The organism is Pseudomonas sp. HS-18 (genome assembly GCF_020401845.1).
GTDB classification, from domain to species: Bacteria; Pseudomonadota; Gammaproteobacteria; order Pseudomonadales; family Pseudomonadaceae; genus Pseudomonas; species Pseudomonas nitroreducens.
Genome location: NZ_CP084413.1, coordinates 354,630 through 381,113 on the forward strand (window position 1 = coordinate 354,630; position 26,484 = coordinate 381,113).

Here is a 26,484-nt window from a genome sequence, read left to right on the forward strand (position 1 = left end):
CAGGGAAGGCACCCCGGTCCGCACAACTGACCTGGAACAAGTCTGCGGCGGTGCAGAGCGGCGGTATGCCGCTGCGGCAGGATGCCGCGACCAAGGGTCACTGTTACCGGTTGTTACCAATCGGTCATAATTCACGGCTATAACTGTCAGACTGTGCCTGCTGTATCAGGCCCTGGAGTACGCCGTGAGCTTCATTCCCGCCGATCGTGCCTTCCCCTTCACCCGCCTGCGTCGTAACCGTCGTGACGAATTTTCCCGCCGTCTGGTGCGCGAAAACGTCCTGACCGCCAACGATCTGATCCTTCCGGTGTTCGTCCTCGACGGCAAGAATCAGCGTGAAGCGGTGCCCTCGATGCCGGGCGTGGAGCGCATGTCCATCGACCTGCTGCTCAAGGAAGCCGAAGAGCTGGTGGAACTGGGTATCCCGGCCCTGGCACTGTTCCCGGTGACGCCGGTGGAAAAGAAATCCCTCGATGGCGCCGAAGCCTTCAACCCCGACGGCATTGCCCAGCGCGCCACCCGCGCCCTGCGCGAGCGCTTCCCGGAGCTGGGGATCATCACCGACGTGGCGCTGGACCCGTTCACCAGCCACGGCCAGGACGGCATCCTCGACGAAGACGGCTACGTCCTGAACGATATTTCCGTCGATGTGCTGGTCAAGCAGGCGCTGTCCCACGCCGAAGCCGGCGCCCAGGTCGTGGCTCCCTCGGACATGATGGACGGCCGCATCGGCGCCATCCGCGAGGCCCTGGAGTCCACCGGCCACATCAACACCCGCATCATGGCCTACTCGGCCAAGTACGCCAGCGCCTACTACGGCCCGTTCCGCGACGCCGTCGGCTCGGCTGCCAACCTGGGCAAGGGCAACAAGGCCACCTACCAGATGGACCCGGCCAACAGCGACGAAGCGCTGCACGAGATCTACGCTGACCTCGCCGAAGGCGCCGACATGATCATGGTCAAGCCGGGCATGCCCTACCTGGACATCGTGCGCCGCGCCAAGGACGAATTCCGTGCGCCGACCTTTGTCTACCAGGTCAGCGGCGAGTACGCGATGCACATGGCTGCGATCAACAATGGCTGGCTCAGCGAGGCGGTAATCCTCGAATCGCTGCTGGCCTTCAAACGCGCGGGCGCAGATGGCATCCTGACCTACTTCGCCAAGCGCGCGGCACAACAATTGAAAATGAAAAGCGGGGGCTGACCCCGTCGATGAGACGAGCGATGAATACCGAAGGCATTAGCGAAACCGAAGTTATCGAAGCTGACACCAGCGCTGAAATCACCGAAGTCGTCGTGGCGGAAGCCGCCGAGGCGGCTCCGGCGCCCGTGGAGCCCGCGGCTCCGGCGATCAACGTGGACGACAGTGCCCTCTACATTCATCGCGAGCTCTCGCAGCTGCAGTTCAACATCCGCGTGCTGGAACAGGCGCTGGATGAGTCCTACCCGCTGCTGGAACGTCTGAAGTTCCTGCTGATCTTCTCCAGCAACCTCGACGAATTCTTCGAGATCCGCGTCGCCGGGCTGAAGAAGCAGATCACCTTTGCCCGCGAACAGGCCGGCGCCGACGGCCTGCTGCCGCACCAGGCGCTGGCGCGCATCAGCGAACAGGTGCACGAACAGGTTGCCCGCCAGTACAGCATCCTCAACGACATTCTGTTGCCGGAGCTGGCCAAGCACGACATCCGTTTCATCCGCCGCCGTTACTGGACGCCGAAGATCAAGGCCTGGGTCCGTCGCTTCTTCCGCGACGAGATCGCACCCATCGTCACCCCGATCGGCCTCGACCCGACCCACCCGTTCCCGCTGCTGGTGAACAAGAGCCTGAACTTCATGGTCGAGCTCGAAGGCCTGGACGCCTTCGGTCGCGACTCGGGCTTGGCGATCATCCCGGCGCCGCGCTCGCTGCCGCGGATCATCCGCCTGCCCGAAGAAGTCGCCGGCCCCGGCGACAACTACGTGTTCCTCTCGTCGATGATCCACGCCCACGCCGACGACCTGTTCCACGGCATGAAGGTGAAGGGCTGCTACCAGTTCCGCCTGACCCGTAACGCCGACCTCTCGGTGGACGCCGAGGACGTCGAGGACCTGGCCCGCGCGCTGCGTGGCGAGCTGTTCTCGCGCCGTTACGGCGACGCCGTGCGCCTGGAAGTGGTGGACACCTGCCCGGTGCCCCTGTCCAACTACCTGCTCAAGCAGTTCGGCCTGTCTGAAACCGAGCTGTACCGCGTCAGCGGCCCGGTCAACCTGACCCGCCTGTTCAGCGTCACCGGTCTCGCCAGCCATCCTGAGCTGCAGTCGCCGCCGTTCACCCCGGCGATCCCCAAGCTGCTGCAGAAGAAGGAAAACCTGTTCAACGTCCTGGGCAAGCTCGACGTGCTGCTGATGCACCCGTTCGAGTCCTTCACCCCGGTGGTCGACCTGCTGCGCCAGGCCGCCAAGGACCCCAGCGTGCTGGCGATCAAGCAGACGCTGTACCGCTCCGGCGCCAACTCCGAGATCGTCGACGCGCTGGTGGAAGCCGCGCGTAACGGCAAGGAAGTGACCGTGGTGATCGAGCTACGGGCGCGCTTCGACGAAGAATCCAACCTGCAACTGGCCAGCCGCTTGCAGCAGGCCGGTGCGGTGGTGATCTACGGCGTAGTCGGCTTCAAGACCCACGCCAAGATGATGCTGATCCTGCGTCGCGAGGACGGTGAACTGCGCCGCTACGCGCACCTGGGCACCGGCAACTACCACGCCGGCAACGCTCGCCTGTATACCGACTACAGCCTGCTGACCGCCGACGTGGCGCTCTGCGAGGACCTGCACAAGCTGTTCAACCAGCTGATCGGCATGGGCAAGACGCTGCGCATGAAGAAGCTCCTGCACGCGCCCTTCACCCTGAAGAAGAACCTGCTGGAGATGATCAACCGCGAGGCGGCCCAGGCCGCCGAGGGCAAGCCGGCGCACATCATGGCCAAGGTCAACTCGCTGACCGACGCCAAGGTCATCCGTGCGCTGTACAAGGCCAGCCAGGCCGGCGTGAAGATCGACCTGGTAGTGCGCGGCATGTGCTGTCTGCGTCCGGGCGTGCCGGGGGTGTCGCACAACATCCAGGTGCGCTCGATCATCGGCCGCTTCCTGGAGCACAGCCGGATCTACTACTTCCTCAACGGCGGCGAGGAGAAGCTCTATCTCTCCAGCGCCGACTGGATGGAGCGCAACCTCGACATGCGCGTGGAGACCTGCTTCCCGGTGGAAGGCAAGAAACTCGTGCTGCGGGTGAAGAAGGAGCTGGAATCCTACCTGAGCGACAACACCCAGGCCTGGGTGCTGCAGTCCGACGGCAGCTACGTGCGGCAGAGCCCCAGCGGTAACCAGAACGCCCGCAACGCCCAGGCGACGCTGCTGGAGCGCCTGTGCACGCCGGTGATCAGCGTTCGCTGATCCCTCCAGTGATATCGAAAGCCCTGCTTCGGCAGGGCTTTTTCTTGGGCTTTTCGTAGGAGCAGGCTCGCTCCTAAAGGTCAGGGTGACGCTGGAAATGAAAAGGCCCCGGCGTTTGCGCGCCGGGGCCTTTGCCTGTGGCGGGGCACTCAGCTGACGCTGAGTGAATAACCCACGCGCTTGAGCCATTCGGCTTCCTGCTCGAAGTCCGCCTGGGTCAGCGGGTTGGCCGCCAGCCAGCCGTCCGGGAAGCGGATGTCCAGCGACTTGCCGGACGCCTTCAGGGCCACCGCCGGCATTTCCTGGGTGCCACGAATGTGGTGGAAGAGGATGGCGAAGCGCAGCACGATGCACAGGCGGATCAGCTTGTCGCCCTCGTCGCCCAGCTCGTTGAACTTGTCCACCGGGATGTTGCGGCGGTGGCCGCGCACCAGCAGCGCCAGGGTCAGCTGGTCCAAGCGCGAGAAGCCGGCCAGGTCCGAGTGCTCCAGCAGGTAGGCGCCGTGCTTGTGGTAGTGGTAGTGGGCGATGTCCAGGCCCAGCTCATGCACGCGCGCGGCCCACATCAGCAGCTCGCGGTGGCCTTCGTCGTTCAGGTTCCAGGCCTTGGCCACCTGGTCCAGCGATTCCAGCGCCTTGGCTTCGACGCGAGCGGCCTGTTCCGGATCGACGTGGTAGCGTTCCATGAGGGCGCCGATGGTGCGTTCGCGGACGTCCTCGTGGTGGTGGCGGCCCAGCAGGTCATAGAGCACGCCCTCGCGCAGGGCGCCTTCGGAATGGGTCATGCGCGTCAGCTCGAGGGCGTCGAACAGCGCCTCGAGGATCGCCATGCCGGCCGGGAAGATCGGTCGGCGGTCCGGCTTGATGCCGTCGATGTCGAGCTTCTCGACCTCGCCCAGCTTGAACATCTTGCGCTTGAGCCAGGCCAGGCCTTCGGGGTTGATCTCGCCGTTGCCGTGGCCGCCGGCCTGGATCGCCAGGCAGATGGCGCGGATGGTGCCGGAGGCGCCGACCGCCTCGTCCCATCCCAGGCGGCGCAGGCTGTTCTCGATGCTCATCAGCTCCAGGCGCGCCGAAGTGTAGGCCTGGGCATAGCGCGCCGGGGTGATCTTTCCGTCCTTGAAATAGCGCTGGGTGAAGCTCACGCAGCCCATCTGCAGGCTTTCGCGCAATTGCGATTCGAACTGCTGGCCAATGATGAATTCGGTGCTGCCGCCACCGATATCGACCACCAGGCGCTTGCCGGGGTTGTCCTGCAACGTGTGCGAGACGCCCAGGTAGATGAGGCGTGCCTCTTCGCGGCCGGAGATGACTTCCACCGGGTGGCCGAGGATCTGATCAGCAACGCGGATGAACTCGGCGCGGTTGCGCGCTTCGCGCAGGGCGTTGGTGCCCACGACGCGCACCGAGCCTGGCGGCATGCCGTTGATGAACTGCGCGAACTGCTTCAGGCAGTCGTAGCCGCGCTGCATGGAGTCGGCGGTGAGCAGGCGGTCATCGCCTATGCCGGCGGCCAACTGGACCTTCTCGCCTAGGCGCTCAAGAATGCGGATCTCGCCGTGATCGGCCTTCGCCAGGACCATGTGGAAACTGTTCGAGCCAAGGTCAATGGCCGCGATCATCGGGAAGGTCTTGGCAGGGGTATGGGGCATGGGGTGAGGTCCGGGTAAATACGGAAGACATCCTGCCATTTTAGGCGGGGAGTGCCAATGAAGGGGTTGTCACCGATCAGAAGTCGCCGCGACAGCGATAGATACACTCAATCGGCTGCGCCTTTCGGTGCGGGCCGAGGCGGGATATGATGGCGGACACTTTTTCGCATCCGATTGACGGAGAGAATACATGAGCGAACATATCGTCAATGTTACCGATGCCAGCTTCGAGCAGGACGTACTGAAGTCCGACGGTCCCGTGCTGGTCGACTACTGGGCCGAATGGTGCGGCCCGTGCAAGATGATTGCTCCGGTACTCGACGAGATCGCCAAGGACTATCAGGGCAAGCTGAAAGTCTGCAAGCTGAACATCGACGAGAACCAGGACACCCCGCCGAAGTATGGCGTGCGTGGCATCCCGACCCTGATGCTGTTCAAGGGTGGCAACGTTGAAGCCACCAAGGTCGGCGCGCTGTCCAAGTCGCAGTTGGCGGCCTTCCTCGACAGCAACATCTAAGGTCGAGAATGTGTGAAAAGCCCTGCCATCGAGCAGGGCTTTTTTCTTTTTGCCCCTAGACGCTCTGAAACTCGGGTGTTAAATTCGGGCCACAACGAGTTTTTCGTTGTCCCCTGCAAGCCGTCGCCGACGCACTTCCTATTCGAATTCCAAGCGATCCTGTCCGTCATCTACGGCGCGGCTCTTCAAGCATCACGCTTGTTCCCTTTTCCCCTTTCAGCGTATTTACGTCCCTTCTATGAATCTGACCGAACTCAAGCAAAAGCCGATTGCCGAATTGCTGGAAATGTCCGATGCCATGGGCCTGGAAAACATGGCTCGTTCGCGCAAGCAGGACATCATCTTCGCGCTGCTGAAGAAGCACGCGAAAAGCGGCGAGGAAATCTCCGGTGACGGCGTGCTGGAGATTCTCCAGGATGGCTTCGGCTTCCTGCGCTCCGCCGATTCCTCGTACCTGGCCGGCCCGGACGACATCTACGTCTCGCCCAGCCAGATCCGTCGCTTCAACCTGCGCACGGGCGACACCATCATCGGCAAGATTCGTCCGCCGAAGGAAGGCGAGCGTTACTTCGCCCTGCTGAAAGTCGACTCGATCAACTTCGATCGTCCGGAGAACGCGAAGAACAAGATTCTCTTCGAGAACCTGACGCCGCTGTTCCCGACCAAGCGCCTGACCATGGAAGCCGGCAACGGCTCCACCGAGGACCTCACCGGCCGTGTGATCGACCTCTGCTCGCCGATCGGCAAGGGCCAGCGCGGCCTGATCGTCGCCCCGCCGAAAGCGGGCAAGACGATCATGCTGCAGAACATCGCCTCGAACATCACCCGCAACAACCCCGAGTGCCACCTGATCGTCCTGCTGATCGACGAGCGCCCGGAAGAAGTGACCGAGATGCAGCGCACCGTGCGCGGCGAAGTGGTCGCGTCCACCTTCGACGAACCGCCGACCCGCCACGTGCAGGTCGCCGAGATGGTGATCGAGAAGGCCAAGCGCCTGGTCGAGCACAAGAAGGACGTGATCATCCTGCTCGACTCCATCACCCGTCTGGCCCGTGCCTACAACACCGTGATCCCCAGCTCCGGCAAGGTGCTCACCGGTGGTGTCGACGCCCACGCCCTGGAAAAGCCCAAGCGCTTCTTCGGCGCCGCGCGCAACATCGAGGAAGGCGGTTCGCTGACCATCCTCGCCACCGCGCTGATCGAAACCGGCTCGAAGATGGACGAAGTGATCTACGAGGAATTCAAGGGGACCGGTAACTCGGAACTCATCCTCGACCGTCGCATCTCGGAAAAGCGCGTGTTCCCGGCAATCAACATCAATCGCTCCGGCACCCGTCGCGAAGAGCTGCTCACCGGTGAGGAAGAGCTGCAGCGCATGTGGATCCTGCGCAAGATCCTCCACCCGATGGACGAGATCGCCGCCGTGGAATTCCTGCTGGACAAGCTGCGCCAGACGAAGACCAACGACGAGTTCTTCGATTCGATGAAGCGCAGCAAGTAAGCGCCTCTCGAACCACGCAAGGCCGGGGAAACCCGGCCTTCGTGTTTCTGCAAGGCGCTGATAGGCGGTAGACTGTCGCATCATCCTGCCGCCATCGAGACCCTCATGCAGTATCGCGACCTGCGCGAGTTCATCGCTGCCCTGGAGCAGCGCGGACAGCTCAAGCGCATCCAGGCGCCGGTATCCCCGGTGCTGGAAATGACCGAGGTGTGCGACCGCACCCTGCGCGCCAAGGGCCCGGCCCTGCTGTTCGAAAAGCCCACCGGCTATGACATACCCGTACTCGGCAACCTGTTCGGCACGCCCGAGCGCGTCGCCTTAGGGATGGGCGCCGAGGACGTCTCCGAACTGCGCGAGATCGGCAAGCTGCTGGCCTTCCTCAAGGAGCCCGAGCCGCCCAAGGGGCTGAAGGACGCCTGGTCCAAGCTGCCGATCTTCAAGAAGGTCATCAACATGGCGCCCAAGGTCCTCAAGGACGCGCCGTGCCAGGAAGTGATCGAAGAGGGCGACGACGTCGACCTGTCGAAACTGCCGGTGCAAACCTGCTGGCCCGGCGACGTGGCGCCGCTGATCACCTGGGGCCTGACCGTCACCCGCGGGCCGAACAAGGAGCGGCAGAACCTGGGCATCTACCGCCAGCAGGTGATTGGCCGCAACAAGGTCATCATGCGCTGGCTCAGCCACCGTGGCGGTGCGCTGGATTTTCGCGAGTGGTGCCAGAAGCACCCCGGCCAGCCCTATCCGGTGGCCGTGGCCCTGGGGGCGGACCCGGCGACCATCCTCGGCGCCGTGACGCCGGTGCCGGATAACCTCTCCGAATATGCTTTCGCCGGCCTGTTGCGCGGGCACAAGACCGAGCTGGTCAAGTGCATCGGCAACGACCTGCAGGTGCCGGCCAGCGCCGAGATCGTCCTCGAAGGCGTGATCCATCCCGGCGAGATGGCCGATGAAGGCCCCTACGGCGACCACACCGGCTACTACAACGAAGTGGACCGCTTCCCGGTGTTCACCGTCGAGCGCATCACCCGCCGGCAGAAACCGATCTACCACAGCACCTACACTGGCCGCCCGCCGGACGAGCCGGCGATCCTCGGCGTGGCGCTGAACGAAGTCTTCGTGCCGATCCTGCAGAAGCAGTTCCCCGAGATCACCGACTTCTACCTGCCGCCCGAAGGCTGCTCCTACCGCATGGCGGTGGTGACCATGAAGAAGCAATACCCCGGCCACGCCAAGCGCGTGATGCTGGGTGTCTGGTCGTTCCTGCGACAGTTCATGTACACCAAGTTCGTTATCGTCACCGACGACGACATCAACGCCCGCGACTGGAACGACGTGATCTGGGCCATCACCACGCGCATGGATCCCAAGCGCGACACGGTGATGATCGACAACACGCCGATCGACTACCTGGACTTCGCTTCGCCGATCTCGGGTCTCGGCTCGAAGATGGGCCTGGACGCCACCCACAAGTGGCCGGGCGAGACCAGTCGCGAGTGGGGTCGGGTGATCGAGAAGGACCCGGCGGTGACCCGCCGCGTCGACGAAATCTGGGCGAGCCTGGGCATCGACTGACGGGCCGTCGAACACCAAGGGCGGCCATGCGCCAGAGGCCGTCCGCCTAGAAGAACGAGAACAGCGCTTGAAAGTGACCTTGCAACCCTCCGGTGCTCAGCTCGAGCTGAAACCCGGGGAACGTATCCTCGACGGTGCGCGGCGCCAGGGCTACGACTGCCCGCAGAGCTGCCGCAACGGCAACTGCCATATCTGCGCGGCGCTGCTGGTGGAAGGCCGTGTATGCCAGGATGGCGAGGTGCGCGACCACGGCGAACTCTTCACCTGCCTGGCCGAACCGCTGGAAGATTGCGTGCTGCACTGGGATGGCGTGCTGGCGCCTGGCGAGCTGCCGGTGCGCAAACTCTCCTGCCAGGTGACGCTCTGCGAGCCAGTGGGCGGTGATGTTTGGCGTGTGCGCCTGCGCGCCCCGGCCGGCAAGCCGCCGCGCTACCACGCTGGGCAGTACCTGCTGATCGAGCGCGACGGCAGCGACCCGGCGGCTTTCTCGCTGGCCTCCGCGCCGCAGGAAGGGCGTGACCTGGAACTGCACATCCTGGCCCGCGAGAACAGCGCCATCGACCTGCTGACCCAGTTGCAGCGCGACCGCTTCGCCCGCGTGCAGATGCCCTTCGGCGACGCGCACCTCGCCGACCTGCCGGACGGCCCGCTGGTGCTGATCGCCGCCGGCACCGGCATGGCGCAGATGCACAGCCTGATCGAGTTCTGCCGCGCCGCCGGCTTTGCCCATCCGGTGCACCTGTACTGGGGCGTGCGCCGCCCGGAAGACTTCTACGAGCTGCCGCACTGGGAGCAGTGGGAAAGCGTGCCCAACCTGCACCTGCACAAGATCGTCAGCGACCTTTGTGGTTGGCAGGGGCGCTGCGGCCTGTTGCACGAAGCGGTGTGCGAAGACTTCGCCGAGCTGGCCGGCCTGCGCGTCTACGCCAGCGGCTCGCCGGCGATGGTCTATGGCACGTTGGATGCGCTGGTGGCGGCGGGCATGGACCCGCATCAAATGCGCGCCGACGTCTTCGCCTACGCCCCGCGGGGCTGATTCGACCGCCTGGCGTCGTTGGAGCGCCTCGTCGTACTAAGTCGCACTGTCTTCGGCGCTCCGCCTAGCCATGCAGCCGACTCAGCCCCGCGGCCCCGGTGGAATACTCCCCTGCAGTTTCGTGGCGAGTTGTGCGTCCGACTATTCAGTCGAATCAGTCATGTGGGCCGCGGGTGGCGAGAACTCTTCCTGCAGCGCCGCACGAATCCAGTCCTCGAACCAGGCGACGTCGGCGCTTACCGCGCCGGTGGGCAGCAGCAACTGGTAGCTTTCCAGCGGCACTTCCTCGGGCAGCGGCCGCACCAGCGTGCCGGCGGCCAACTGGTGCTTTACCAGCACCAGGTTGGCCAGGGCGATACCGTGGCCGGCCTCGGCCATGGACAGCGCGTGGTCGTTGCTGACGTAGAGCACGTCGGAGTTCACCCGCAGGTCGAGGCCGATGGTGGACAACCAGAGGTTCCACCATTCGCCGTCGTCGACATGGATCAGCTTGTGCTGCGCCAGCTCGTGCACGCTGCTCAGCGGGCCGTGTTCCTCGAGATAGGCAGGCGAACACACCGGGAACACCGCCGGCCGCACCAGCGTGCTGTGGCACTGCGGATAGACGCCGGGAAGCCCGTAGACAATCCCCAGATCAGCGCTTTTACCGTCCACTTCGCTGAAAGTCGGGTTCGGCTCCACCGCCACCTTCAGACCGGGGCGCTGCTGCCGCAGGGTCTCCAGGCGAGGCATCAGCCAGCGCTTGGCGAAGGCCGGCACCACAAGGATCTTCAGCCAGCGCGCGGTGCCGCCGGGGACCAGTTCATGGCCGGCATCGGCGATCTGCTGCAGGGCTGTGGATATCTTTGCGTAGTAGCGTTGCCCGGCGGGCGTCAGGCTGACTCCGCGCGGGGTGCGCTCGAACAACTGCACGCCCAGCCAATCCTCCAGCAGCTTGACGTGTCGGCCGATGGCCGGCTGCGTCACATGCAGGTCTTTCGAGGCGGCGACGTAGCTGCCCAGGCGTGCGGCGGCCTCGAAGGCGCGGACGGCATTGAGCGGCGGAAGACGCTGGATGGACATGGCTGGACCTCGAAGGCGGGCTGAGCTGTTAAACTTCAGCTGTTAAATTATTTAATATCGAATGTAAGAAAATTGAGCTTTTCGCTCAACCACCTTTCTTCGAATATCCGCTCCAGCAGCATCACCACAATATCGAGCCGAACCCACGGCCAGCGCTGCATCCAGCGTTTACTCCAGCCCTGCCAGAACAACTACAAGATCCCCCGAACGCCAGCGTGCGGCGGACGGGAAGGATGCGGAGGTTTCACCATGAATGCCCTGCACAGCCTGCAGACGGCGGCGGTTTCGATCCGCTCCGTGCGCAAGGTCTACGGCGATCCGGCCAGCGGTCCCGTCGCGCTCAAATGCGTCGACCTGGACATCCGCGACAACGAATTCTTCACCCTGCTCGGCCCTTCGGGCTGCGGCAAGACCACCCTGCTGCGGATGATCGCCGGCTTCGAATTCCCCACCGCCGGGGAAATCCAGCTGTACGGCGAGAACATCGCCGACCGCCCGCCGTTCGAGCGCCCGGTCAACACCGTCTTCCAGCACTACGCACTGTTCCCGCACATGACCATCGCCGAGAACCTCGCCTTCGGCCTGGAATCCCACCCGATGGGCCAGCGCATGAGCAAGGTGCAGGTCGCCGAGCGTGTCCGCGAGATGCTCGCCCTGGTGCAGATGGAACGCTTCGCCCAGCGCAAGCCGACCCAGCTTTCCGGCGGCCAGCAGCAACGCGTCGCCCTGGCCCGCGCTTTGGCACCGCATCCCAAGGTGCTGCTGCTCGACGAGCCGCTTTCCGCCCTCGACCTCAAGCTGCGCCAGGCCATGCGTGAAGAGCTCAAGGCGATCCAGGCCAAGACTGGCATCACCTTCATCTTCGTCACCCACGACCAGGAAGAAGCGCTGACCATGTCCGACCGCATCGCCGTGCTCTCCGAGGGCGAAGTGCAGCAGGTCGGCCGCCCGGACGACATCTACGAGCATCCGCGCAACCGCTTCGTCGCCGATTTCATCGGCGAGACCAACTTCCTCCCGGCCCGCGTCGAGAACTTCGACGGCGACCGCGCTTACTACCGCATCGGCGGTGAGCAGTTGATCGAGGCCGGCTCCCGCGAGGGCCTGAAGGTCGGCGCCGAGGTCACCCTGTCGATCCGCCCCGAGCGCCTGCAACTGGTGGCCGAGGACACGTCGTCCGCCGCGCCCTGCACCGTCGTCCAGCAGATCTACCTGGGCACCGACCTGCAGTACCAGGTCGAGCTCAAGGACGGCAGCAAGCTGACCGTCCGTGCGCCCAACAGCGCCGGCCAGCGTCAGCGCCTGGTGGCTGGGCAGCGTGCCGGCCTGCTGTTCGAAAAAGGCAGCGCCAGCGTCCTGGTGGACTGAGCGGAGGTGAGCATGAACCGGTTATCCGCAACCTGCGGCAATGCGCTGGAGCGGCGCCAGGCGCTGCGCAGCTTCCTTGGCGTGTCGCCCGCGCTGGTGTCCATCGGCCTGTTCCTGATCGTGCCGATCTTCATCGTCGTCGGTTACTCGCTGATGCAGGCCAACCCCTACGGTGGGGTGAACCCGCACTTCAGCGTCGACGCCTACGTCTCGCTGCTGTTCGAGCGCCAGCTCGACGACAGCCTGGCCTTCGCCGACTCGTACATGGTGATCGCCCTGCGTTCCATCGGTATCGCCGCGGCGACCACGGTGATCACCCTGCTGGTCGGCTTCCCGGTGGCGGTGTGGCTGGCCATGCAGCCGGCGCACCGTCGCGGCCTGCTGATCTTCCTGATCACTGTGCCGTTCTGGGCCAACCTGCTGATCCGCACCTACGCCTGGATCCTGCTGCTGCGCGGCACCGGCGTGGTCAACGGCACGCTGATGAGCCTGGGGGTGATCAACCAGCCGCTGAACCTGCTCTACACCGACGGCGCCGTGCTGCTGGGCCTGGTCTACACCTACGCGCCCTTCGTCGTGCTGCCGATCTACGCCACCCTCGAGAAGATGGACATGCGCCTGCTCGAAGCGGCCCAGGACCTTTACGCCGGGCGCATCCGCACCCTGCGCAAGGTGGTCCTGCCGATTGCCCGTCCGGGCATCCTGGCCGGCGCCATCCTCACCTTCGTGCCCTGCCTGGGCGCAATGATCGCCCCTGAGCTGCTCGGCGGCGGCACCAAGATGATGCTCGGCAACCTGATCTTCCGGCAGTTCAGCGACTCGCGGAACTGGCCCTTCGGCGCGGCGCTGTCGCTGGTGCTGATGGCCGCGGTGATGCTGGTGCTGATGTTCTACGCGATGCGCGCCGAGCGCCTGCGTATCGCTCGGGGAGGTGAATGATGCTCTCGCTGCTGACCAAGCGCCGTCTGGGCGTACAGGACTTCCGTGGCTTCGGCGTCCTGAGTTTCCTGTTCTATCTCTACCTCTACGCGCCCATCGTGGTGCTGGTGGTGCTGTCGTTCAACGCCAACCAGTCCGCCACCGTGTGGACCGGCTTCAGCCTCGACTGGTACCGCGCCGCGTTCGCCAACCAGGCGCTGCGCCAGGCCGCCGGCAACAGCCTGCTGATCGCCGTGTGCGCCAGCGTGATCGCCACGGCGATCGCCACGCTGGCTGCGCTGGGCACCTCGCGCGGGGCCAAGTTCAAGGGCCTGCGCCTGTCCATGGGAGCGATCATGCTGCCGCTGGTGCTGCCCGAGATCGTGGTCGGCGTCGCCACCCTGGCGCTGTTCTCCACGCTTGGCCTATCGCTGGGCTACGGCAACCTGATCATCGCCCACACGGTGTTCTGCATCCCGTTCGCCTACCTGCCGATCCGTGCTCGCCTGAACGACATGGACCTGTCCCTGGAACAGGCCGCCGCCGACCTCTACGCCGGGCCCTGGCGGACCTTCCGCAAGGTCACCCTGCCGCTGCTGATGCCGGGGATCTTCTCCGGGGTGATGCTGGCCTTCATCGTCTCGCTGGATAACTTCGTGATCTCGATGATGGTCTCCCAGGCCGGCACCACCACCTTGCCGATCTTCATCTTCGGCCTGCTGCGCATGGGCGTGACGCCCGATGTGAACGCGGTGTCGACCCTGATCCTCGGCGTTTCCGTGCTGTTCGTAACCCTGTCCTTCCTGCTTGGCAAGAAGAAAGCCTGAGAGCCCGCCCAATGCCTGTCCGAGCTTGCCCATGCGTCGTTGGAAACAGCCTCGAAATGCTCATTTACAGCCGTAAACTGCGCTTTCTCACCTGTTCCCGCCTCGTCTGGGCAGCGCTCGACCAGCCCTTGAACGGACTCTCCGCCCACATACCGGAGTAGAAGATGAGCAAACTGATCGCTGCTGTAGGGGCCACGCTGACGCTGGCCATGGCCGTCCACGCACAAGCCGCCGAGCAACTGAACGTGGTGAGCTGGAGTGGCTATTTTACCCCGCAGATCCTGGAGAAGTTCGAGAAGGAAACCGGCATCAAGGTGACCGTGGATTCCTACGACTCCAACGAAACCCTGCTGGCCAAGCTCAAACAGGGCGGCGCCGGCTACGACGTGGCGATTCCCTCCCACGCCTTCGTACCGATCCTGATCCAGGAGAAACTGCTGGAGCGCTTCGACCCGGCCGGCCAGCCGTACTACGCCAACGTCGAGGACAACCTGAAGAAGCCCGCCTGGGACCCGGAAGGCGCCTACGCCGTGCCCTTCATCTGGGGCACCACCAGCGTGGTGCTGGACAGCGCGAAATACAGCGGCCCAGCCGACAGCTACTCGGTGCTGTTCACCCCGCCGAAGGAGCTGCAGGGCAAGATCAACATGTTCGACTCGGCCAGCGAAGTCATCGATACCGCCAGCCTCTACCTGGGCATCCCGCTGTGCAGCGAGGACCCCAAGCAGATGCAGCAGGTGCTGACCCTGCTGAAGACCCAGAAGCCCTTCGTGAAGACCTACAGCTCCAAGGCCGGCTCGATCCGCGAGAACCTGGCCTCGGGCGAAGTCGACATGTCGATGTTCTGGGGCGGCTCGTCGATGCGGGCGCGTGAGATGAAATCCAGCCTGAAGTACCTCTACCCGAAAGAGGGCGTGATGGCCTGGGTGGACAACCTGGTGATCCCGGCCGGCGCCAAGCACCCGGAGAACGCGAAGAAATTCATCGCTTTCCTCAGCCAGCCGGAAAACTCGGCGATGACCCAGAACTTCCTCAAGCACCAGAGCCCGATCAAGGGCGTGGAACCCTTCCTCGATGCCAGCCTCAAGGATGCGCCGGAACTGCACATCCCCGAGGGCACCAAGGTGGTGTTCAGCAAGACCTGCGGCGAAGGCGCGATCCGCCTGGCCGACCGCATCTGGACCAACCTGATGCGCTGATCCCGCCAGACGGGAATACGGCACAGCGATGCACGCGTGCGCCAGCTCGGCGCAGCGGCATCGCTCGGCCTGAAGAACGCAACAAGCCTCGCCTGCCGGCGGGGTTGCTGAACCCGACATAGGCTTCCCATCTGCCGGAAGCTCCCGATGAAAGAAGGCCGCGCTCCATGAGCCAGTACAAGCACAACAACGAACTCGTCCAGCTCCAGGCCCATGAACTGGCCCAGCGCATCCGCCTGCGCCAGGTGTCCTGCCGCGAAGTCATGCAGGCACACCTGGCGCAGATCGAGCGCTACAACCCGGCGGTCAACGCCATCGTCAGCCTGCAGCCCGAAGAGCAACTGCTCGCCGAAGCCGACCAGCGCGACGCCGAGCTGGCCCGCGGCGAATACCGTGGCTGGATGCACGGTCTGCCCCATGCGGTGAAGGACCTCTCGCTGACCCAGGGCATCCGCACCACCCTAGGCTCGCCGCTGTTCCGCGACTACGTGCCCGAGCGCGACGGCATCATGGTCGAGCGCATCCGCGCGGCCGGCGCCGTGCTGATTGGCAAGACCAACACCCCGGAATTCGGCCTCGGCTCGCACAGCTACAACCCGATCTTCGGCGCGACCGGCTGCGCCTACGCGCCCGACCGCACTGCCGGCGGCAGCAGCGGTGGCGCGGCGGCCGCGCTGGCGCTACAGATGGTCCCGGTGGCCGATGGCAGCGACATGATGGGTTCGCTGCGCAACCCGGCGGCGTTCAACAACATCGTCGGCTTCCGTCCGTCCCAGGGCCGCGTGCCCTTCGACGACAGCGCCGACCTGTTCATCGACCAGCTCGGCTACGAAGGCCCGATGGGCCGCAGCGTGCGTGACGTGGCGCTGCTGCTGTCGGTGCAGGCCGGCGGCGATGCCCGTGCCCCGCTGTCCATTTCCGAGAGTGGCGAGCAGTTCGCCGGCAGGCTGGAGCGCGACTTCAAGGGCGCGCTCCTGGGCTGGCTGGGCGACCTGGGCGGCCACCTGCCGATGGAGCGGGGTGTGCTGGAGCTGTGTCGTAAATCCTTCGCCGACTTCGAAGCCATTGGCTGCCACATCGAAGACACTGCCATGGGCTTCTCCGCCGAGCGTCTTTGGGACACCTGGCGCACCCTGCGTCACTGGATGGTCGCCGGCTCCCTCGGCGCGGCCTATACCGATCCTGCCAAGCGCGAACTGCTCAAGCCCGAGGCCATCTGGGAAGTGGAGAACGGCCTGAAGCTGTCCGCCATGGACGTGTTCCGCGCCTCCGCCGCGCGCAGCGACTGGTACCGCGCCATCAGCCAGCTGTTCGAGCGCTACGACTACCTGCTGCTGCCCAGCGCGCAACTGTTCCCGTTCGACAAGAGCTGGGACTGGCCGAAGGAAGTCGCCGGCAAGGCCATGGACACCTACCACCGCTGGATGGAGGTGGTGATTCCGGCCACCCTGTCCGGATGCCCGGTGGCCAACGTGCCGGTAGGCTTCAATGAACTGGGCTTGCCCATGGGCATCCAGATCATCGGCAAGCACCAGGCCGATATGGCCGTGCTGCAACTGGCCCACGCCTACGAGCAGGCTTCGCGCTGGTACCAGCGCTGCCCGCCGCCGATGCTGAAAGGCGACTGATTTATCCACAAGCGAGGGGGACGCATGAACATCAGCTTCTTCCAGGAACTGCTGCAGAGCATCAGCGAGCGCGGCCGGCAATTGCTGGAGTCGCGCGAGCCGGCGCCGGGCAATGCCCAGGCGCTGGCGCAGGCCTGCCGCAAACTGATCTCCGGCCACGGCGAGGCTTCCGGCGTGGCGCTGGCGCGGCAGGTGCTGTGCGCCTACCGCGACTGTCCGGAGGAGCAGCAGAAGGCTTTCTTCGACACGCTGCTCATGGACTTCGCGCCGCCTCATGACGCGCTGGCCGAAGCCTGCCAGCGCTATCTCGACGATCCTTCGTCGGCCAACACCACCCAGCTGTTCGAGGCCAGCGAACCACCGCGCCAGGAACTGTTCCGCCGCCTCAACCAGGCGCCGGGCGGCACCGCCGAGCTGATCGCCATGCGCCGCCGGTTGCTGGGGGAACTCAAGGGTAAACCCGAGTTGGCGGCCGTGGACCACGACCTGCAACACCTGCTGGCGTCCTGGTTCAACCGCGGCTTCCTGGTGCTGCGGCGCATCGACTGGTCGACCCCGGCGTCGATCCTGGAAAAGATCATCAAGTACGAGGCCGTCCACGCCATCAAGGACTGGGACGACCTGCGCAGCCGCCTGCAGCCGGCCGACCGCCGCTGCTTCGCCTTCTTCCACCCGGCGCTGGCGGAAGAACCGCTGATCTTCGTCGAGGTGGCGCTGACCCGCGCGATGCCGGGCGCGATTGCAGACATTCTCGAGCCGGCGACAGACGTTCAGCCGGCAGAGGAACCCGATACGGCGGTGTTCTATTCCATCAGCAACTGCCAGGACGGCCTGCGCGGCATTTCCTTCGGCAACTTCCTGATCAAACAGGTGGTGGAGGAGCTGGCGCGGGAGATTCCCGGCCTGCGCCAGTACGTCACCCTGTCGCCGGTACCCGGCTTCCGTCGCTGGCTCGACGGCCTGGGCGACGACCCGCAACTGGGCGCGGCCGCCGCCGACCTGCTCAAGGCGCTCAAGCCCGACGCGCCGCCACCGCCGCGCACCGAGCAGCCGCTGCTGGCGCTGGCCGCCGAATATTTCCTGCACGCCAAGAATGGCGCCGGGCTGCCGCTGGACCCGGTGGCGCGCTTCCACCTCGGCAACGGTGCCCGCCTGGAGCGTCTGAACTGGCGTGGCGACCTCTCCGCCAGCGGCCTGCGCCAGGCAGCCGGGCTGATGGTCAATTACCGCTACGAACTGCGTCAGATCGAAAAGAACCACGAAGCCTACGCCAACCAGGGCGCGGTCGCGGCCTCACCCGAGGTGCGCAAGCTCGCGACGCTGTCGGCGAAAACAAAACGCTAGGACCTCACCATGAACCAGAGTCTTTTCGCCGAAGTCGGCAAACACCTGCCCAGCGACCTGTCCAAGCCCTTCATCCGCACCCCATTGGGTGGCGGCTACAGCTATGCCGACATGCTGCGCAGCACTTCGCAGTTCGCCCATGCGCTGGTGGAACTCGGCGTGCAGCCGGGCGACCGCGTTGCCGTGCAGGTCGACAAGAGCCCCGAGACGGTGATGCTCTACCTCGCCGTACTGCGCGTCGGCGCGGTCTACCTGCCGCTCAACAGCGGCTACACCGGCGACGAGCTGCGCTACTTCCTCGACGACGCCGAGCCTTCGCTGTTCGTCTGCGCGCCGGCCTTTGAAGCCCAGGCCCGTGAACTGGCCGAAGCCAGCGGTGTGGCTCGTGTGGCGACCCTGGGCGACCAGGTCGACGGCTCGCTGATGGACGCCGTGCATGGCAAGCCGGGGCGCTTCGTCGACGTGCCGCGCGCCTCCAGCGACCTCGCCGCGATCCTCTATACCTCCGGCACCACCGGGCGTTCCAAGGGGGCGATGATCAGCCACGGCAACCTCGTCTCCAACGCCCGCGCACTGGTGGATGCCTGGCAGATTACCGGCGAGGACTGGCTGCTCCATGCCCTGCCTATCTTCCATATCCACGGCCTCTTTGTGGCCTGCAACAGCCTGCTGATGGCGGGCGGTTCGATGCTCTTCCTCAGCAAGTTCGACGCCGCGCAGATGCTCCGCCTGCTGCCTCAGGTGAACCTGCTGATGGGTGTTCCGACTTTCTACACCCGCCTGCTCGACCAGCCCGGCCTGACCCGCGAGGCGGTGGCGCACATGCGCCTGTTCATTTCCGGCTCCGCGCCGCTCACCGCCGAGACCCACAAGGCGTTCTCCGAGCGCACCGGCATGGCGATCCTCGAGCGCTACGGCATGACCGAGACGGGCATGAACACCTCCAACCCGCTGGATGGCGAGCGCATCGCCGGCACCGTCGGCTTCCCGCTGCCGGGCGTCGAGCTGCGCATCACCGATCCTTCGCAGTCCGGGCCGGCCCCGCTGCCCCAGGGTGAGCCGGGGATGATCGAGGTGCGTGGGCCGAACGTGTTCCAGGGCTACTGGCGCATGCCGGAGAAGAGCGCCGAGGAGCTGCGCGCAGACGGCTACTTCATGACCGGCGATATCGGTTTCATCGACGACAAGGGCTATGTGCAGATCGTCGGCCGCAACAAGGACATGATCATCAGCGGCGGCTTCAACGTTTATCCCAAGGAGCTGGAGGAAATCCTCGACACCCTGCCGGGCGTGGTCGAGTCGGCGGTGATCGGCGTGCCGCACCCGGACTTCGGCGAGGGCGTCACCGCCGTACTGGTGGCCACCCAGGGCCAGGCGCCGAGCGAGGCCCAGGTACTCGCCGCGCTGGATGGCAAGCTGGCGCGCTTCAAGCAGCCCAAGCGGGTGATGGTGGTCGATGCGCTGCCGCGCAATGTGATGGGCAAGGTGCAGAAGAACGTACTGCGCGAGCAGTTCAAGGCGCTGTATTCCTGAACCCGGAGTCTCCCTGTAGGAGCGGGCTGCGCCCGCGATCGCGCGCATGGCACGCTCCTACAGGTTTTGCTCCGACGTGAAAAAGCCCCGCTGATGCGGGGCTTTTTCATGTCGCGGGCAGCGGTCAGCGAACGGTCACCACCACCTTGCCCACCGCCTTGCGCTGGCCCAGGTGATTGATGGCATCGGCGGCCTTGTCCAGCGGATAGGTCTGCGACACCAGCGGCTTGATCCTGCCTTCGGCGAACCAGGCGAACAGCTGCTGGAAGTTCGCCGCGTTGTCCTGCGGCTGGCGCTGGGCGAAGGAGCCCCAGAACACGCCGACCAGGGACGCGCCTTTGAGCAGGGTCAGGTTGGCCGGCAGCGACGGAATGGTGCCGCTGGCAAAGCCGACCACCAGCATGCGGCCGTTCCAGGCGATGGAGCGGAAGGCTTCCTCGAACAGGTCGCCGCCGACCGGGTCGTAGATCACGTCCACGCCCTGGCCGCCGGTGATTTCCTTGAGCTTGTCCTTCAGGCTGCCTTCGCTGTAGTTGATCAGCACGTCGGCACCGGCGGCCTTGGCCACTTCCAGCTTGGCTTCGCTGCTGGCGGCGGCGATCACCTTGGCGCCCATCGCCTTGCCGATTTCCACGGCAGCCAGGCCCACGCCACCGGAGGCGCCGAGCACCAGCAGGGTCTCGCCCGGCTGCAGGTTGGCGCGTTGCTTGAGTGCGTGCATGGAGGTGCCGTAGGTCATGCCGAAGGCAGCGGCGCTGGCGAAGTCCATGCCGTCGGGGATCGGCATCACGCTGTAGCCGGGCACCGCGACTTCCTCGGCAAAGCTGCCCCAGCCGGTCAGCGCCATCACGCGGTCGCCGGGCTTCACATGGGTGACTTTCTCGCCGACCGCGCCGACTACGCCGGCAGCCTCGCCACCCGGGGAGAACGGGAAGGGCGGTTTGAACTGGTATTTGCCCTCGATGATCAGCGTATCGGGGAAGTTAACCCCGGCGGCATGCACCTGCAGCAGGACTTCGTTCTTCTTCGGCTCGGGGCTGGCGATGTCTTCCAGCACCAGGGTTTCGGCGGGGCCGAAGGCTTTGCACAGCACGGCTTTCATTCGAAGTACTCCGTTGGCGGGTTCTTGTTTCCGAGTGGGGCAGTGTAGGAGTGCAGTGGCAGGGGGCAAATCACCATGGTCTGGGCTTATGCCCCGATATAGCTTGGGCGGCGGCGCGACTGTGGCTATCCTTTGCCCATCGAATCCGGAGACATCGCCTTGAGAGCTTTCCTCGCCCTGTTGCTGGTCCTTTCCTTCAGCCCCTTCGTCATCGCCTCCGAGTCCGAAGAGGCCAAGCCGGAAGACGCCAACAAGCCGGTCTTCGTCGACCTGACGCCGGCCCTGGTGGGTAACTACGGCAGCGGTCCGCGGCTGAAGTACTTCAAGGCCGACATCGCCCTGAAGGTCATCGGCAAGGAAGCGTCGGAGAAGGTCGAGCACCACGAGCCGCTGATCCGCAACCAACTGGTGATGCTGTTTGCCCAGCAAACGGATGAATCCCTCGGCAGCGTCGACGGCAAGGAAAAACTGCGTCAGGAAGCGTTGAAACAGGTGCAGACCGTGCTGCAGCAGGAAGAGGGCAAGCCACTGGTCGACGACCTGCTGTTCAACAATCTGATCGTCCAGCCCTGAGCGCTTCCAGGGGCGTCTGCATGAGCGCAACTCATCTGCGCACCGCAGGCGCTTCCGTTTTCCGGCTGCGGCCACTCGCCGCAATGCCGGTCTGAAAGTCCCGCCGTGCAAGGCGCATAGGAAATTTCCTCTGCGTGCCTGACCTGAATCAAACCCCATGTGCCGCCGGTCGCCGAACATCCCCTCATGATTCGCTCGAATTCGAGCGCCTGGACAAGGGGAAATCGGATGACAGGAAACGCAAAAAGCTGGCGCACCCGCGGTCTCGCGGTGCTGGTGGCGGCCGTGCTCGCCGCGCTGGCCTGGCAGACGTTCAAGCCGACCGGGCTGGGCCAAGGTTTTGCCAGCGGCAACGGGCGCATCGAGGCCACCGAGGTGGACGTCGCGACCAAGCTCGCCGGGCGGGTGGCGGAAATCCTCGTGGACGAAGGCGACTTCGTGAAGACCGGCCAGGTCGTCGCGCGCATGGATACCCAGGTGCTCAAGGCCCAGCTGGCACAGGCCGAGGCCGAGGTGCGGCGGGCGCAGAACGCCAAGCTCACCGCCGAGTCCCTGGTGGCCCAGCGGCACAGCGAGAAGGCCACCGCCGAAGCCATGGTCGCCCAGCGCCAGGCCGAGCTCACCGCTGCGCAGAAGCGCTTCACCCGCACCGAGCAGCTGGTCAAGCGCAACGCCCTGCCGCAACAGCAACTCGACGATGATCGCGCTGCCCTGCAGAGCTCCCAGGCGGCGCTGGCCGCTTCGCGCTCCCAGGTCATCTCGGCTCAGGCCAGCATCGCTGCTGCCAGCTCCCAGGTGATCGAGGCGCAGTCGGCCATCGAGGCCGCCACTGCGAGCACCGTGCGCCTGCAGGCCGACATCGACGACAGCGACCTCAAGGCCCCGCGCAACGGCCGCGTGCAGTACCGCGTGGCGCAGCCGGGCGAGGTCCTGCCGGCCGGCGGCAAGCTGCTCAACATGGTCGACCTGGCCGATGTCTACATGACCTTCTTCCTGCCGTCCGGCCAGGCCGGCAAGGTCGAGCTGGGACAGGAAGTGCACCTGGTGATCGATGCGGTGCCGGAGTACGTGATCCCGGCCAAGGTGTCCTACGTCGCCAGCGTCGCGCAGTTCACGCCCAAGACCGTGGAGACTGCCAACGAGCGCGAGAAGCTGATGTTCCGCGTCAAGGCGCGCCTCGATCCGGGCCTGCTGGAGAAGTACATCACCTACGTGAAGACCGGCGTGCCGGGCATGGCCTATCTGCGCCTCGACCCGCAGGTGGAATGGCCGGCTGACCTGCAGATCAAGGTCCCGCAATGAGCGGCGCCGGCTGCGTGGCGCATCTCACCGGCGTCTCGCTGCGCTACGGCGAGACCCGCGCGGTGGACGACGTCAGCCTGGCAATCCCGGCCAACCGCATGGTCGGCCTGATCGGCCCGGATGGCGTCGGCAAGTCCAGCCTGCTGGCGCTGCTGGCCGGCGCGCGGAAGATGCAGGACGGCGAGATCCAGGTGCTCGGCGGCGACATGCGCGATGTGCGCCATCGCCGCGCCGTGTGCCCGCGCATCGCCTACATGCCGCAAGGCCTGGGCAAGAACCTCTACCCGACGCTCTCGGTGTTCGAAAACGTCGATTTCTTCGGTCGCCTGTTCGGCCACGACAAGGCCGAGCGCGAGCGGCGCATCGCCGATCTGCTGCAGAGCACCGGGCTGGCGCCTTTCGCCGAGCGGCCGGCGGGCAAGCTGTCCGGTGGCATGAAGCAGAAGCTCGGGCTGTGCTGCGCGCTGATCCATGACCCCGACCTGCTGATCCTCGACGAACCCACCACCGGTGTCGACCCGTTGTCGCGCAACCAGTTCTGGGAATTGATCGGCCGTATCCGCGCCGGTCGCGAAGGCATGAGCGTGCTGGTGGCCACCGCCTACATGGAGGAGGCCGAGCGCTTCGACTGGCTGATGGCGATGGACGAGGGCAAGGTGCTCGCCACCGGGACGCCCGCCGAATTGCGCGAGCAGACATCGACGCAGAACCTCGAGGAGGCGTTCATTGCGCTGCTGCCCGAGAGCAAGCGAGCCGGCCACCACAAGCTGGTGATTCCCCCGCGTCCGCAGAATGACGGTGCAGCGCAGATCGCCATCGAAGCCGAGGGGCTGACCTGTCGCTTCGGCGATTTCGTCGCGGTGGACCATGTGAGCTTCCGCATCGAGCGCGGGGAAATCTTCGGCTTCCTCGGTTCCAACGGCTGTGGCAAGTCCACCACCATGAAGATGCTTACCGGCCTGTTGCCGGCCAGCGAAGGCACCTGCGCGCTGTTCGGCCAGCCGGTCAACGCCAACGATATGGAGACTCGCCGCCGTGTGGGCTACATGTCCCAGGCGTTCTCGCTGTACGCCGAGCTGACGGTGCTGCAGAACCTCGAACTGCACGCGAAACTCTTCCACCTTCCGGCCGACGAGATCGGCCCGCGCGTCGAGGAAATGCTCCAGCGCTTCGACCTCGGCAAGGTCCGCAACGAACTGCCCGACAGCCTGCCGCTGGGCATCCGCCAGCGCCTGTCGCTGGCCGTGGCGGTGATCCACAAACCGGAAATCCTGATCCTCGACGAGCCCACCTCGGGCGTCGACCCGGTAGCCCGCGACGGCTTCTGGGAGCTGATGGTGGAGCTGTCGCGCAACGATGGCGTGACCATCTTCATTTCCACCCACTTCATGAACGAGGCCGAGCGCTGCGACCGCATCTCGCTGATGCACGCCGGCAAGGTGCTCGACAGCGACACCCCGCAGGGGTTGATCGACAAGCGCGGCCTGCCCACGTTGGAAGCCACCTTCATCGCTTATCTGGAAGAAGCCGCCGGCAGCGCGCCAGTGCCGGAAACGGCACCTGCTCCAGAGCCGACCACTGAATCCACGCGCTACAAGGGTAGCGATCGGTTCAGCTGGCTGCGCCTGTTCAGCTATGCGCGGCGCGAGGCCATGGAGCTGCGCCGCGACCCGATCCGCCTGACCCTGGCGCTGGTCGGCACGGCGCTGCTGATGTTCATCATCGGCTACGGCATCAACATGGACGTCGAGGATCTCACCTACGCGGTGCTCGACCGCGACCAGACCACCACCAGCCAGGCCTACGCGCTGAACATCGCCGGCTCGCGCTACTTCATCGAGAAGCAGGCGATCCAGGACCCGGACGACCTGGAGCGGCGCTTGCGCAGCGGCGAAATCAGCCTGGCGGTGGAGATCCCGCCGAACTTCGGCCGCGACCTCAAGCGTGGCGCCGACCCGGCCATCGGCGTGTGGATCGACGGCGCCATGCCGACCCGCGCCAACACTGTGCTCGGCTACGTGCAGGGGCTGCATGCCAGTTACCTCGCCGACAGGCAAAACGGCAACGCTGCTTCTACCGGTGCGGCGGCCAGCACCGAGGTGCGCTACCGCTACAACCCGGACGTGGAGAGCCTGAAAGCCATGGTGCCGGCGGTGATCCCGCTGCTGCTGATCATGATCCCGGCGATGCTCACCGCCCTGGGCGTGGTGCGCGAGAAGGAGCTGGGCTCGATCACCAACCTCTATGTCACGCCGGTCACGCGCCTGGAGTTCCTGCTGGGCAAGCAGCTGCCCTACATCGGCATGGGTATGATCAACTTCGTGCTGATGCTGGCGATGGCCGTGCTGCTGTTCCAGGTGCCGCTCAAGGGCAGCTTCCTCGCACTGCTGGTCGGCGCGTTCCTCTACGTGGTGACCAGCACGGGGCTGGGGCTGCTGCTCTCGACCTTCATGAAGAGTCAGATCGCCGCGGTATTCGGTACGGCCATCGCCACCATGATCCCGGCGATCCAGTTCTCCGGGCTGATCCACCCGGTGTCGTCGCTGGAAGGCGCGGCGGCCTTCGTTGGCCAGCTCTACCCGACCTCGCACTTCCTCGTCATCAGCCGGGGGGCCTTCTCCAAGGCACTGGGCTTCCCCGATCTGTGGGTCTACTACCTGCCGCTGGCAGCGATGATCGTGGTGCTGACGCTACTCAGCGTGGCCTGCCTGAAGAAGCAGGAGGACTGAGCCATGAAGAAGCTGTCGAACATCTTCAATCTCGGTATCAAGGAATTCCGCAGCCTGGGCCGCGACTACGCGATGCTGATCCTGATCGCCTGGGCCTTCACCCTGGGCGTCTACAGCTCCGCGACCGGCGTACCGGAAACCTTGCACCATGCGCCCATCGCCATCGTCGACGAGGACCAGTCGCAGCTCTCCTCGCGCATCGTCAACGCCTTCCAGCCGCCGTATTTCCGCACGCCGGAGATGATCGGCCACGCGGAGATGGACCGGGGCATGGACGTCGGCCTGTACACCTTCACCCTGGACATCCCGCCGGACTTCCAGCGCGACGTGCTGGCCGGGCGGCAGCCGGCGATCCAGGTCAACGTCGATGCGACGCAGACCGGCCAGGCCTTCTCCGGCGCCGGCTACATCCAGAACATCGTCGGTACCGAGGTGCGCGAATTCGTCAGCCGCTACCGCGCCGAGGCGGCGATGCCGGCGGAGCTGGCGGTGCGCATGGAGTTCAACCCGAACCTGACCCAGGCCTGGTTTGGCGCGGTGATGGAGGTGATCAACCAGATCACCATGCTGTCGATCATCCTCACCGGCGCCGCGCTGATCCGCGAGCGCGAGCACGGCACCGTCGAGCACCTGCTGGTGATGCCGCTGACCGCCTTCGAGATCATGATGGCCAAGGTCTGGTCCATGGGTACCGTGGTGCTGGTGGCGGCGGCCATTTCGCTGCAACTGGTGGTGCGCGGCTGGCTGGACGTGCCGATCAGCGGTTCGGTGGGACTGTTCCTGCTGGGCGCGGCGTTGCACCTGTTCGCCACCACGTCCATGGGCATCTTCCTCGGCACCGTGGCTCGCTCGATGCCGCAGCTGGGGCTGCTGGTGATCCTCACCTTGATGCCGTTGCAGATCCTCTCCGGCGGCACCACGCCACGCGAGAGCATGCCGGAGCTGGTGCAGACCATCATGCTGGCGGCGCCGACCACGCACTTCGTCAGTCTGGCCCAGGCGATTCTTTATCGTGGGGCCGACCTGTCCATCGTCTGGCCACAGCTGCTGGCCATCGTCGGTATCGGCGCGGCGTTCTTCGCGGGCGCCTTGTGGCGCTTCCGCCGGACCATCGGGCAGATGGCCTGACGGAGTCACAGAGCCGGCTTTCTCTGTAGCGGCTGGTCTCCCTCAGGGAGAGGCAGCCGTACGC

Annotated in this window: 20 protein-coding genes; 17 read left to right on the top strand and 3 right to left on the bottom strand. The window is 65.3% G+C overall.

From position 1 onward, the window contains the following. The first annotated feature begins 184 nt into the window (after positions 1 to 184). Entirely contained in the window at positions 185 to 1,204 is a 1,020-nt protein-coding gene (gene hemB / locus LDJ84_RS01665) for a porphobilinogen synthase (RefSeq protein WP_226045813.1), read from the top strand. 20 nt (positions 1,205 to 1,224) lie between these two features. Next, on the top strand, positions 1,225 to 3,429 hold the full coding sequence (gene ppk1, locus LDJ84_RS01670) for a polyphosphate kinase 1 (RefSeq protein ID WP_226045814.1): 2,205 nt from the start codon (positions 1,225 to 1,227) through the stop codon (positions 3,427 to 3,429). Between the two features lie 149 nt (positions 3,430 to 3,578). On the opposite strand, the gene ppx is transcribed toward ppk1, so the two are convergent. Then, positions 3,579 to 5,081: an exopolyphosphatase gene (gene ppx, locus LDJ84_RS01675; RefSeq protein ID WP_024765763.1), complete on the bottom strand. Its 1,503-nt coding sequence runs from the start codon at positions 5,079 to 5,081 to the stop codon at positions 3,579 to 3,581. Positions 5,082 to 5,271: 190 nt separating this feature from the next. On the opposite strand from ppx, the gene trxA reads away from it, so the two are divergent. The 4 genes from trxA (at position 5,272) to LDJ84_RS01695 (ending at position 9,707) form a co-directional block, all read left to right on the top strand. Then, on the top strand, positions 5,272 to 5,598 hold the full coding sequence (trxA, locus tag LDJ84_RS01680) for a thioredoxin TrxA (RefSeq protein ID WP_015475045.1): 327 nt from the start codon (positions 5,272 to 5,274) through the stop codon (positions 5,596 to 5,598). Positions 5,599 to 5,836: 238 nt separating this feature from the next. Next, positions 5,837 to 7,099, top strand: a complete 1,263-nt coding sequence (rho, locus tag LDJ84_RS01685) for a transcription termination factor Rho (protein ID WP_015475046.1) — start codon at positions 5,837 to 5,839, stop codon at positions 7,097 to 7,099. A gap of 105 nt (positions 7,100 to 7,204) precedes the next feature. Continuing rightward, on the top strand, positions 7,205 to 8,671 hold the full coding sequence (gene ubiD, locus LDJ84_RS01690) for a 4-hydroxy-3-polyprenylbenzoate decarboxylase (RefSeq protein ID WP_024765762.1): 1,467 nt from the start codon (positions 7,205 to 7,207) through the stop codon (positions 8,669 to 8,671). A gap of 67 nt (positions 8,672 to 8,738) precedes the next feature. After that, positions 8,739 to 9,707, top strand: a complete 969-nt coding sequence (locus LDJ84_RS01695; RefSeq protein ID WP_024765761.1) for a CDP-6-deoxy-delta-3,4-glucoseen reductase — start codon at positions 8,739 to 8,741, stop codon at positions 9,705 to 9,707. Between the two features lie 141 nt (positions 9,708 to 9,848). Here the strand turns inward: LDJ84_RS01695 and LDJ84_RS01700 are convergent, their stop codons facing one another. Then, complete coding sequence (locus LDJ84_RS01700) at positions 9,849 to 10,769, bottom strand: LysR substrate-binding domain-containing protein (RefSeq protein ID WP_226045815.1); 921 nt, start codon at positions 10,767 to 10,769, stop codon at positions 9,849 to 9,851. A gap of 249 nt (positions 10,770 to 11,018) precedes the next feature. On the opposite strand from LDJ84_RS01700, the gene LDJ84_RS01705 reads away from it, so the two are divergent. From LDJ84_RS01705 to LDJ84_RS01735, 7 genes are all read left to right on the top strand, one after another. Next, complete coding sequence (locus LDJ84_RS01705; protein ID WP_084358385.1) at positions 11,019 to 12,137, top strand: ABC transporter ATP-binding protein; 1,119 nt, start codon at positions 11,019 to 11,021, stop codon at positions 12,135 to 12,137. A gap of 12 nt (positions 12,138 to 12,149) precedes the next feature. Continuing rightward, positions 12,150 to 13,076, top strand: a complete 927-nt coding sequence (locus LDJ84_RS01710) for an ABC transporter permease (protein WP_024765758.1) — start codon at positions 12,150 to 12,152, stop codon at positions 13,074 to 13,076. Continuing rightward, on the top strand, positions 13,076 to 13,882 hold the full coding sequence (locus tag LDJ84_RS01715; RefSeq protein WP_024765757.1) for an ABC transporter permease: 807 nt from the start codon (positions 13,076 to 13,078) through the stop codon (positions 13,880 to 13,882). Before LDJ84_RS01710 ends, LDJ84_RS01715 begins: the two co-directional genes overlap by 1 nt. 164 nt (positions 13,883 to 14,046) lie before the next feature. After that, positions 14,047 to 15,081 carry an extracellular solute-binding protein gene (locus LDJ84_RS01720; protein WP_024765756.1) on the top strand — a complete coding sequence of 345 codons (1,035 nt, stop codon included), beginning with the start codon at positions 14,047 to 14,049 and terminating at the stop codon, positions 15,079 to 15,081. A 167-nt stretch (positions 15,082 to 15,248) separates the two neighbouring features. Then, positions 15,249 to 16,709 (top strand): amidase, encoded by a 1,461-nt coding sequence (locus tag LDJ84_RS01725; RefSeq protein ID WP_226045816.1) that lies wholly within the window; start codon positions 15,249 to 15,251, stop codon positions 16,707 to 16,709. A 24-nt stretch (positions 16,710 to 16,733) separates the two neighbouring features. Continuing rightward, the gene (locus LDJ84_RS01730) at positions 16,734 to 18,053 is read left to right on the top strand and encodes a malonyl-CoA decarboxylase (RefSeq protein WP_065086210.1); all 1,320 of its coding nucleotides are present in this window, start codon (positions 16,734 to 16,736) and stop codon (positions 18,051 to 18,053) included. 9 nt (positions 18,054 to 18,062) lie between these two features. After that, the gene (locus LDJ84_RS01735; RefSeq protein WP_226045817.1) at positions 18,063 to 19,586 is read left to right on the top strand and encodes a malonate--CoA ligase; all 1,524 of its coding nucleotides are present in this window, start codon (positions 18,063 to 18,065) and stop codon (positions 19,584 to 19,586) included. Between the two features lie 124 nt (positions 19,587 to 19,710). Here the strand turns inward: LDJ84_RS01735 and LDJ84_RS01740 are convergent, their stop codons facing one another. Continuing rightward, positions 19,711 to 20,688 (bottom strand): NADPH:quinone oxidoreductase family protein, encoded by a 978-nt coding sequence (locus LDJ84_RS01740; RefSeq protein WP_065086212.1) that lies wholly within the window; start codon positions 20,686 to 20,688, stop codon positions 19,711 to 19,713. A 159-nt stretch (positions 20,689 to 20,847) separates the two neighbouring features. Between LDJ84_RS01740 and LDJ84_RS01745 the strand changes: the two genes are divergently transcribed. The 4 genes from LDJ84_RS01745 (at position 20,848) to LDJ84_RS01760 (ending at position 26,420) form a co-directional block, all read left to right on the top strand. Beyond that, a complete protein-coding gene (locus LDJ84_RS01745; protein WP_037013440.1) occupies positions 20,848 to 21,261 on the top strand; it encodes a flagellar basal body-associated protein FliL in 414 nt (137 codons plus the stop codon). 228 nt (positions 21,262 to 21,489) lie between these two features. Beyond that, a complete protein-coding gene (locus LDJ84_RS01750) occupies positions 21,490 to 22,563 on the top strand; it encodes an HlyD family secretion protein (protein WP_024765750.1) in 1,074 nt (357 codons plus the stop codon). Beyond that, positions 22,560 to 25,292, top strand: a complete 2,733-nt coding sequence (gene rbbA, locus LDJ84_RS01755; protein WP_226045818.1) for a ribosome-associated ATPase/putative transporter RbbA — start codon at positions 22,560 to 22,562, stop codon at positions 25,290 to 25,292. Before LDJ84_RS01750 ends, rbbA begins: the two co-directional genes overlap by 4 nt. 3 nt (positions 25,293 to 25,295) lie before the next feature. After that, the gene (locus LDJ84_RS01760) at positions 25,296 to 26,420 is read left to right on the top strand and encodes an ABC transporter permease (RefSeq protein WP_024765748.1); all 1,125 of its coding nucleotides are present in this window, start codon (positions 25,296 to 25,298) and stop codon (positions 26,418 to 26,420) included. The last annotated feature ends 64 nt before the right edge of the window (positions 26,421 to 26,484 follow it).

Excerpts from the sequence above, each read along its gene's own strand:
- ppk1 (WP_226045814.1), top strand. The coding sequence starts at position 1,225 with ATGAATACCGAAGGCATTAGCGAAACCGAAGTTATCGAAGCTGACACC.
- ppx (WP_024765763.1), bottom strand. The coding sequence starts at position 5,081 with ATGCCCCATACCCCTGCCAAGACCTTCCCGATGATCGCGGCCATTGAC.
- trxA (WP_015475045.1), top strand. The coding sequence starts at position 5,272 with ATGAGCGAACATATCGTCAATGTTACCGATGCCAGCTTCGAGCAGGAC.
- rho (WP_015475046.1), top strand. The coding sequence starts at position 5,837 with ATGAATCTGACCGAACTCAAGCAAAAGCCGATTGCCGAATTGCTGGAA.
- ubiD (WP_024765762.1), top strand. The coding sequence starts at position 7,205 with ATGCAGTATCGCGACCTGCGCGAGTTCATCGCTGCCCTGGAGCAGCGC.
- LDJ84_RS01700 (WP_226045815.1), bottom strand. The coding sequence starts at position 10,769 with ATGTCCATCCAGCGTCTTCCGCCGCTCAATGCCGTCCGCGCCTTCGAG.
- LDJ84_RS01705 (WP_084358385.1), top strand. The coding sequence starts at position 11,019 with ATGAATGCCCTGCACAGCCTGCAGACGGCGGCGGTTTCGATCCGCTCC.
- LDJ84_RS01710 (WP_024765758.1), top strand. The coding sequence starts at position 12,150 with ATGAACCGGTTATCCGCAACCTGCGGCAATGCGCTGGAGCGGCGCCAG.
- LDJ84_RS01715 (WP_024765757.1), top strand. The coding sequence starts at position 13,076 with ATGCTCTCGCTGCTGACCAAGCGCCGTCTGGGCGTACAGGACTTCCGT.
- LDJ84_RS01720 (WP_024765756.1), top strand. The coding sequence starts at position 14,047 with ATGAGCAAACTGATCGCTGCTGTAGGGGCCACGCTGACGCTGGCCATG.
- LDJ84_RS01725 (WP_226045816.1), top strand. The coding sequence starts at position 15,249 with ATGAGCCAGTACAAGCACAACAACGAACTCGTCCAGCTCCAGGCCCAT.
- LDJ84_RS01730 (WP_065086210.1), top strand. The coding sequence starts at position 16,734 with ATGAACATCAGCTTCTTCCAGGAACTGCTGCAGAGCATCAGCGAGCGC.
- LDJ84_RS01735 (WP_226045817.1), top strand. The coding sequence starts at position 18,063 with ATGAACCAGAGTCTTTTCGCCGAAGTCGGCAAACACCTGCCCAGCGAC.
- LDJ84_RS01740 (WP_065086212.1), bottom strand. The coding sequence starts at position 20,688 with ATGAAAGCCGTGCTGTGCAAAGCCTTCGGCCCCGCCGAAACCCTGGTG.
- LDJ84_RS01750 (WP_024765750.1), top strand. The coding sequence starts at position 21,490 with ATGACAGGAAACGCAAAAAGCTGGCGCACCCGCGGTCTCGCGGTGCTG.
- rbbA (WP_226045818.1), top strand. The coding sequence starts at position 22,560 with ATGAGCGGCGCCGGCTGCGTGGCGCATCTCACCGGCGTCTCGCTGCGC.
- LDJ84_RS01760 (WP_024765748.1), top strand. The coding sequence starts at position 25,296 with ATGAAGAAGCTGTCGAACATCTTCAATCTCGGTATCAAGGAATTCCGC.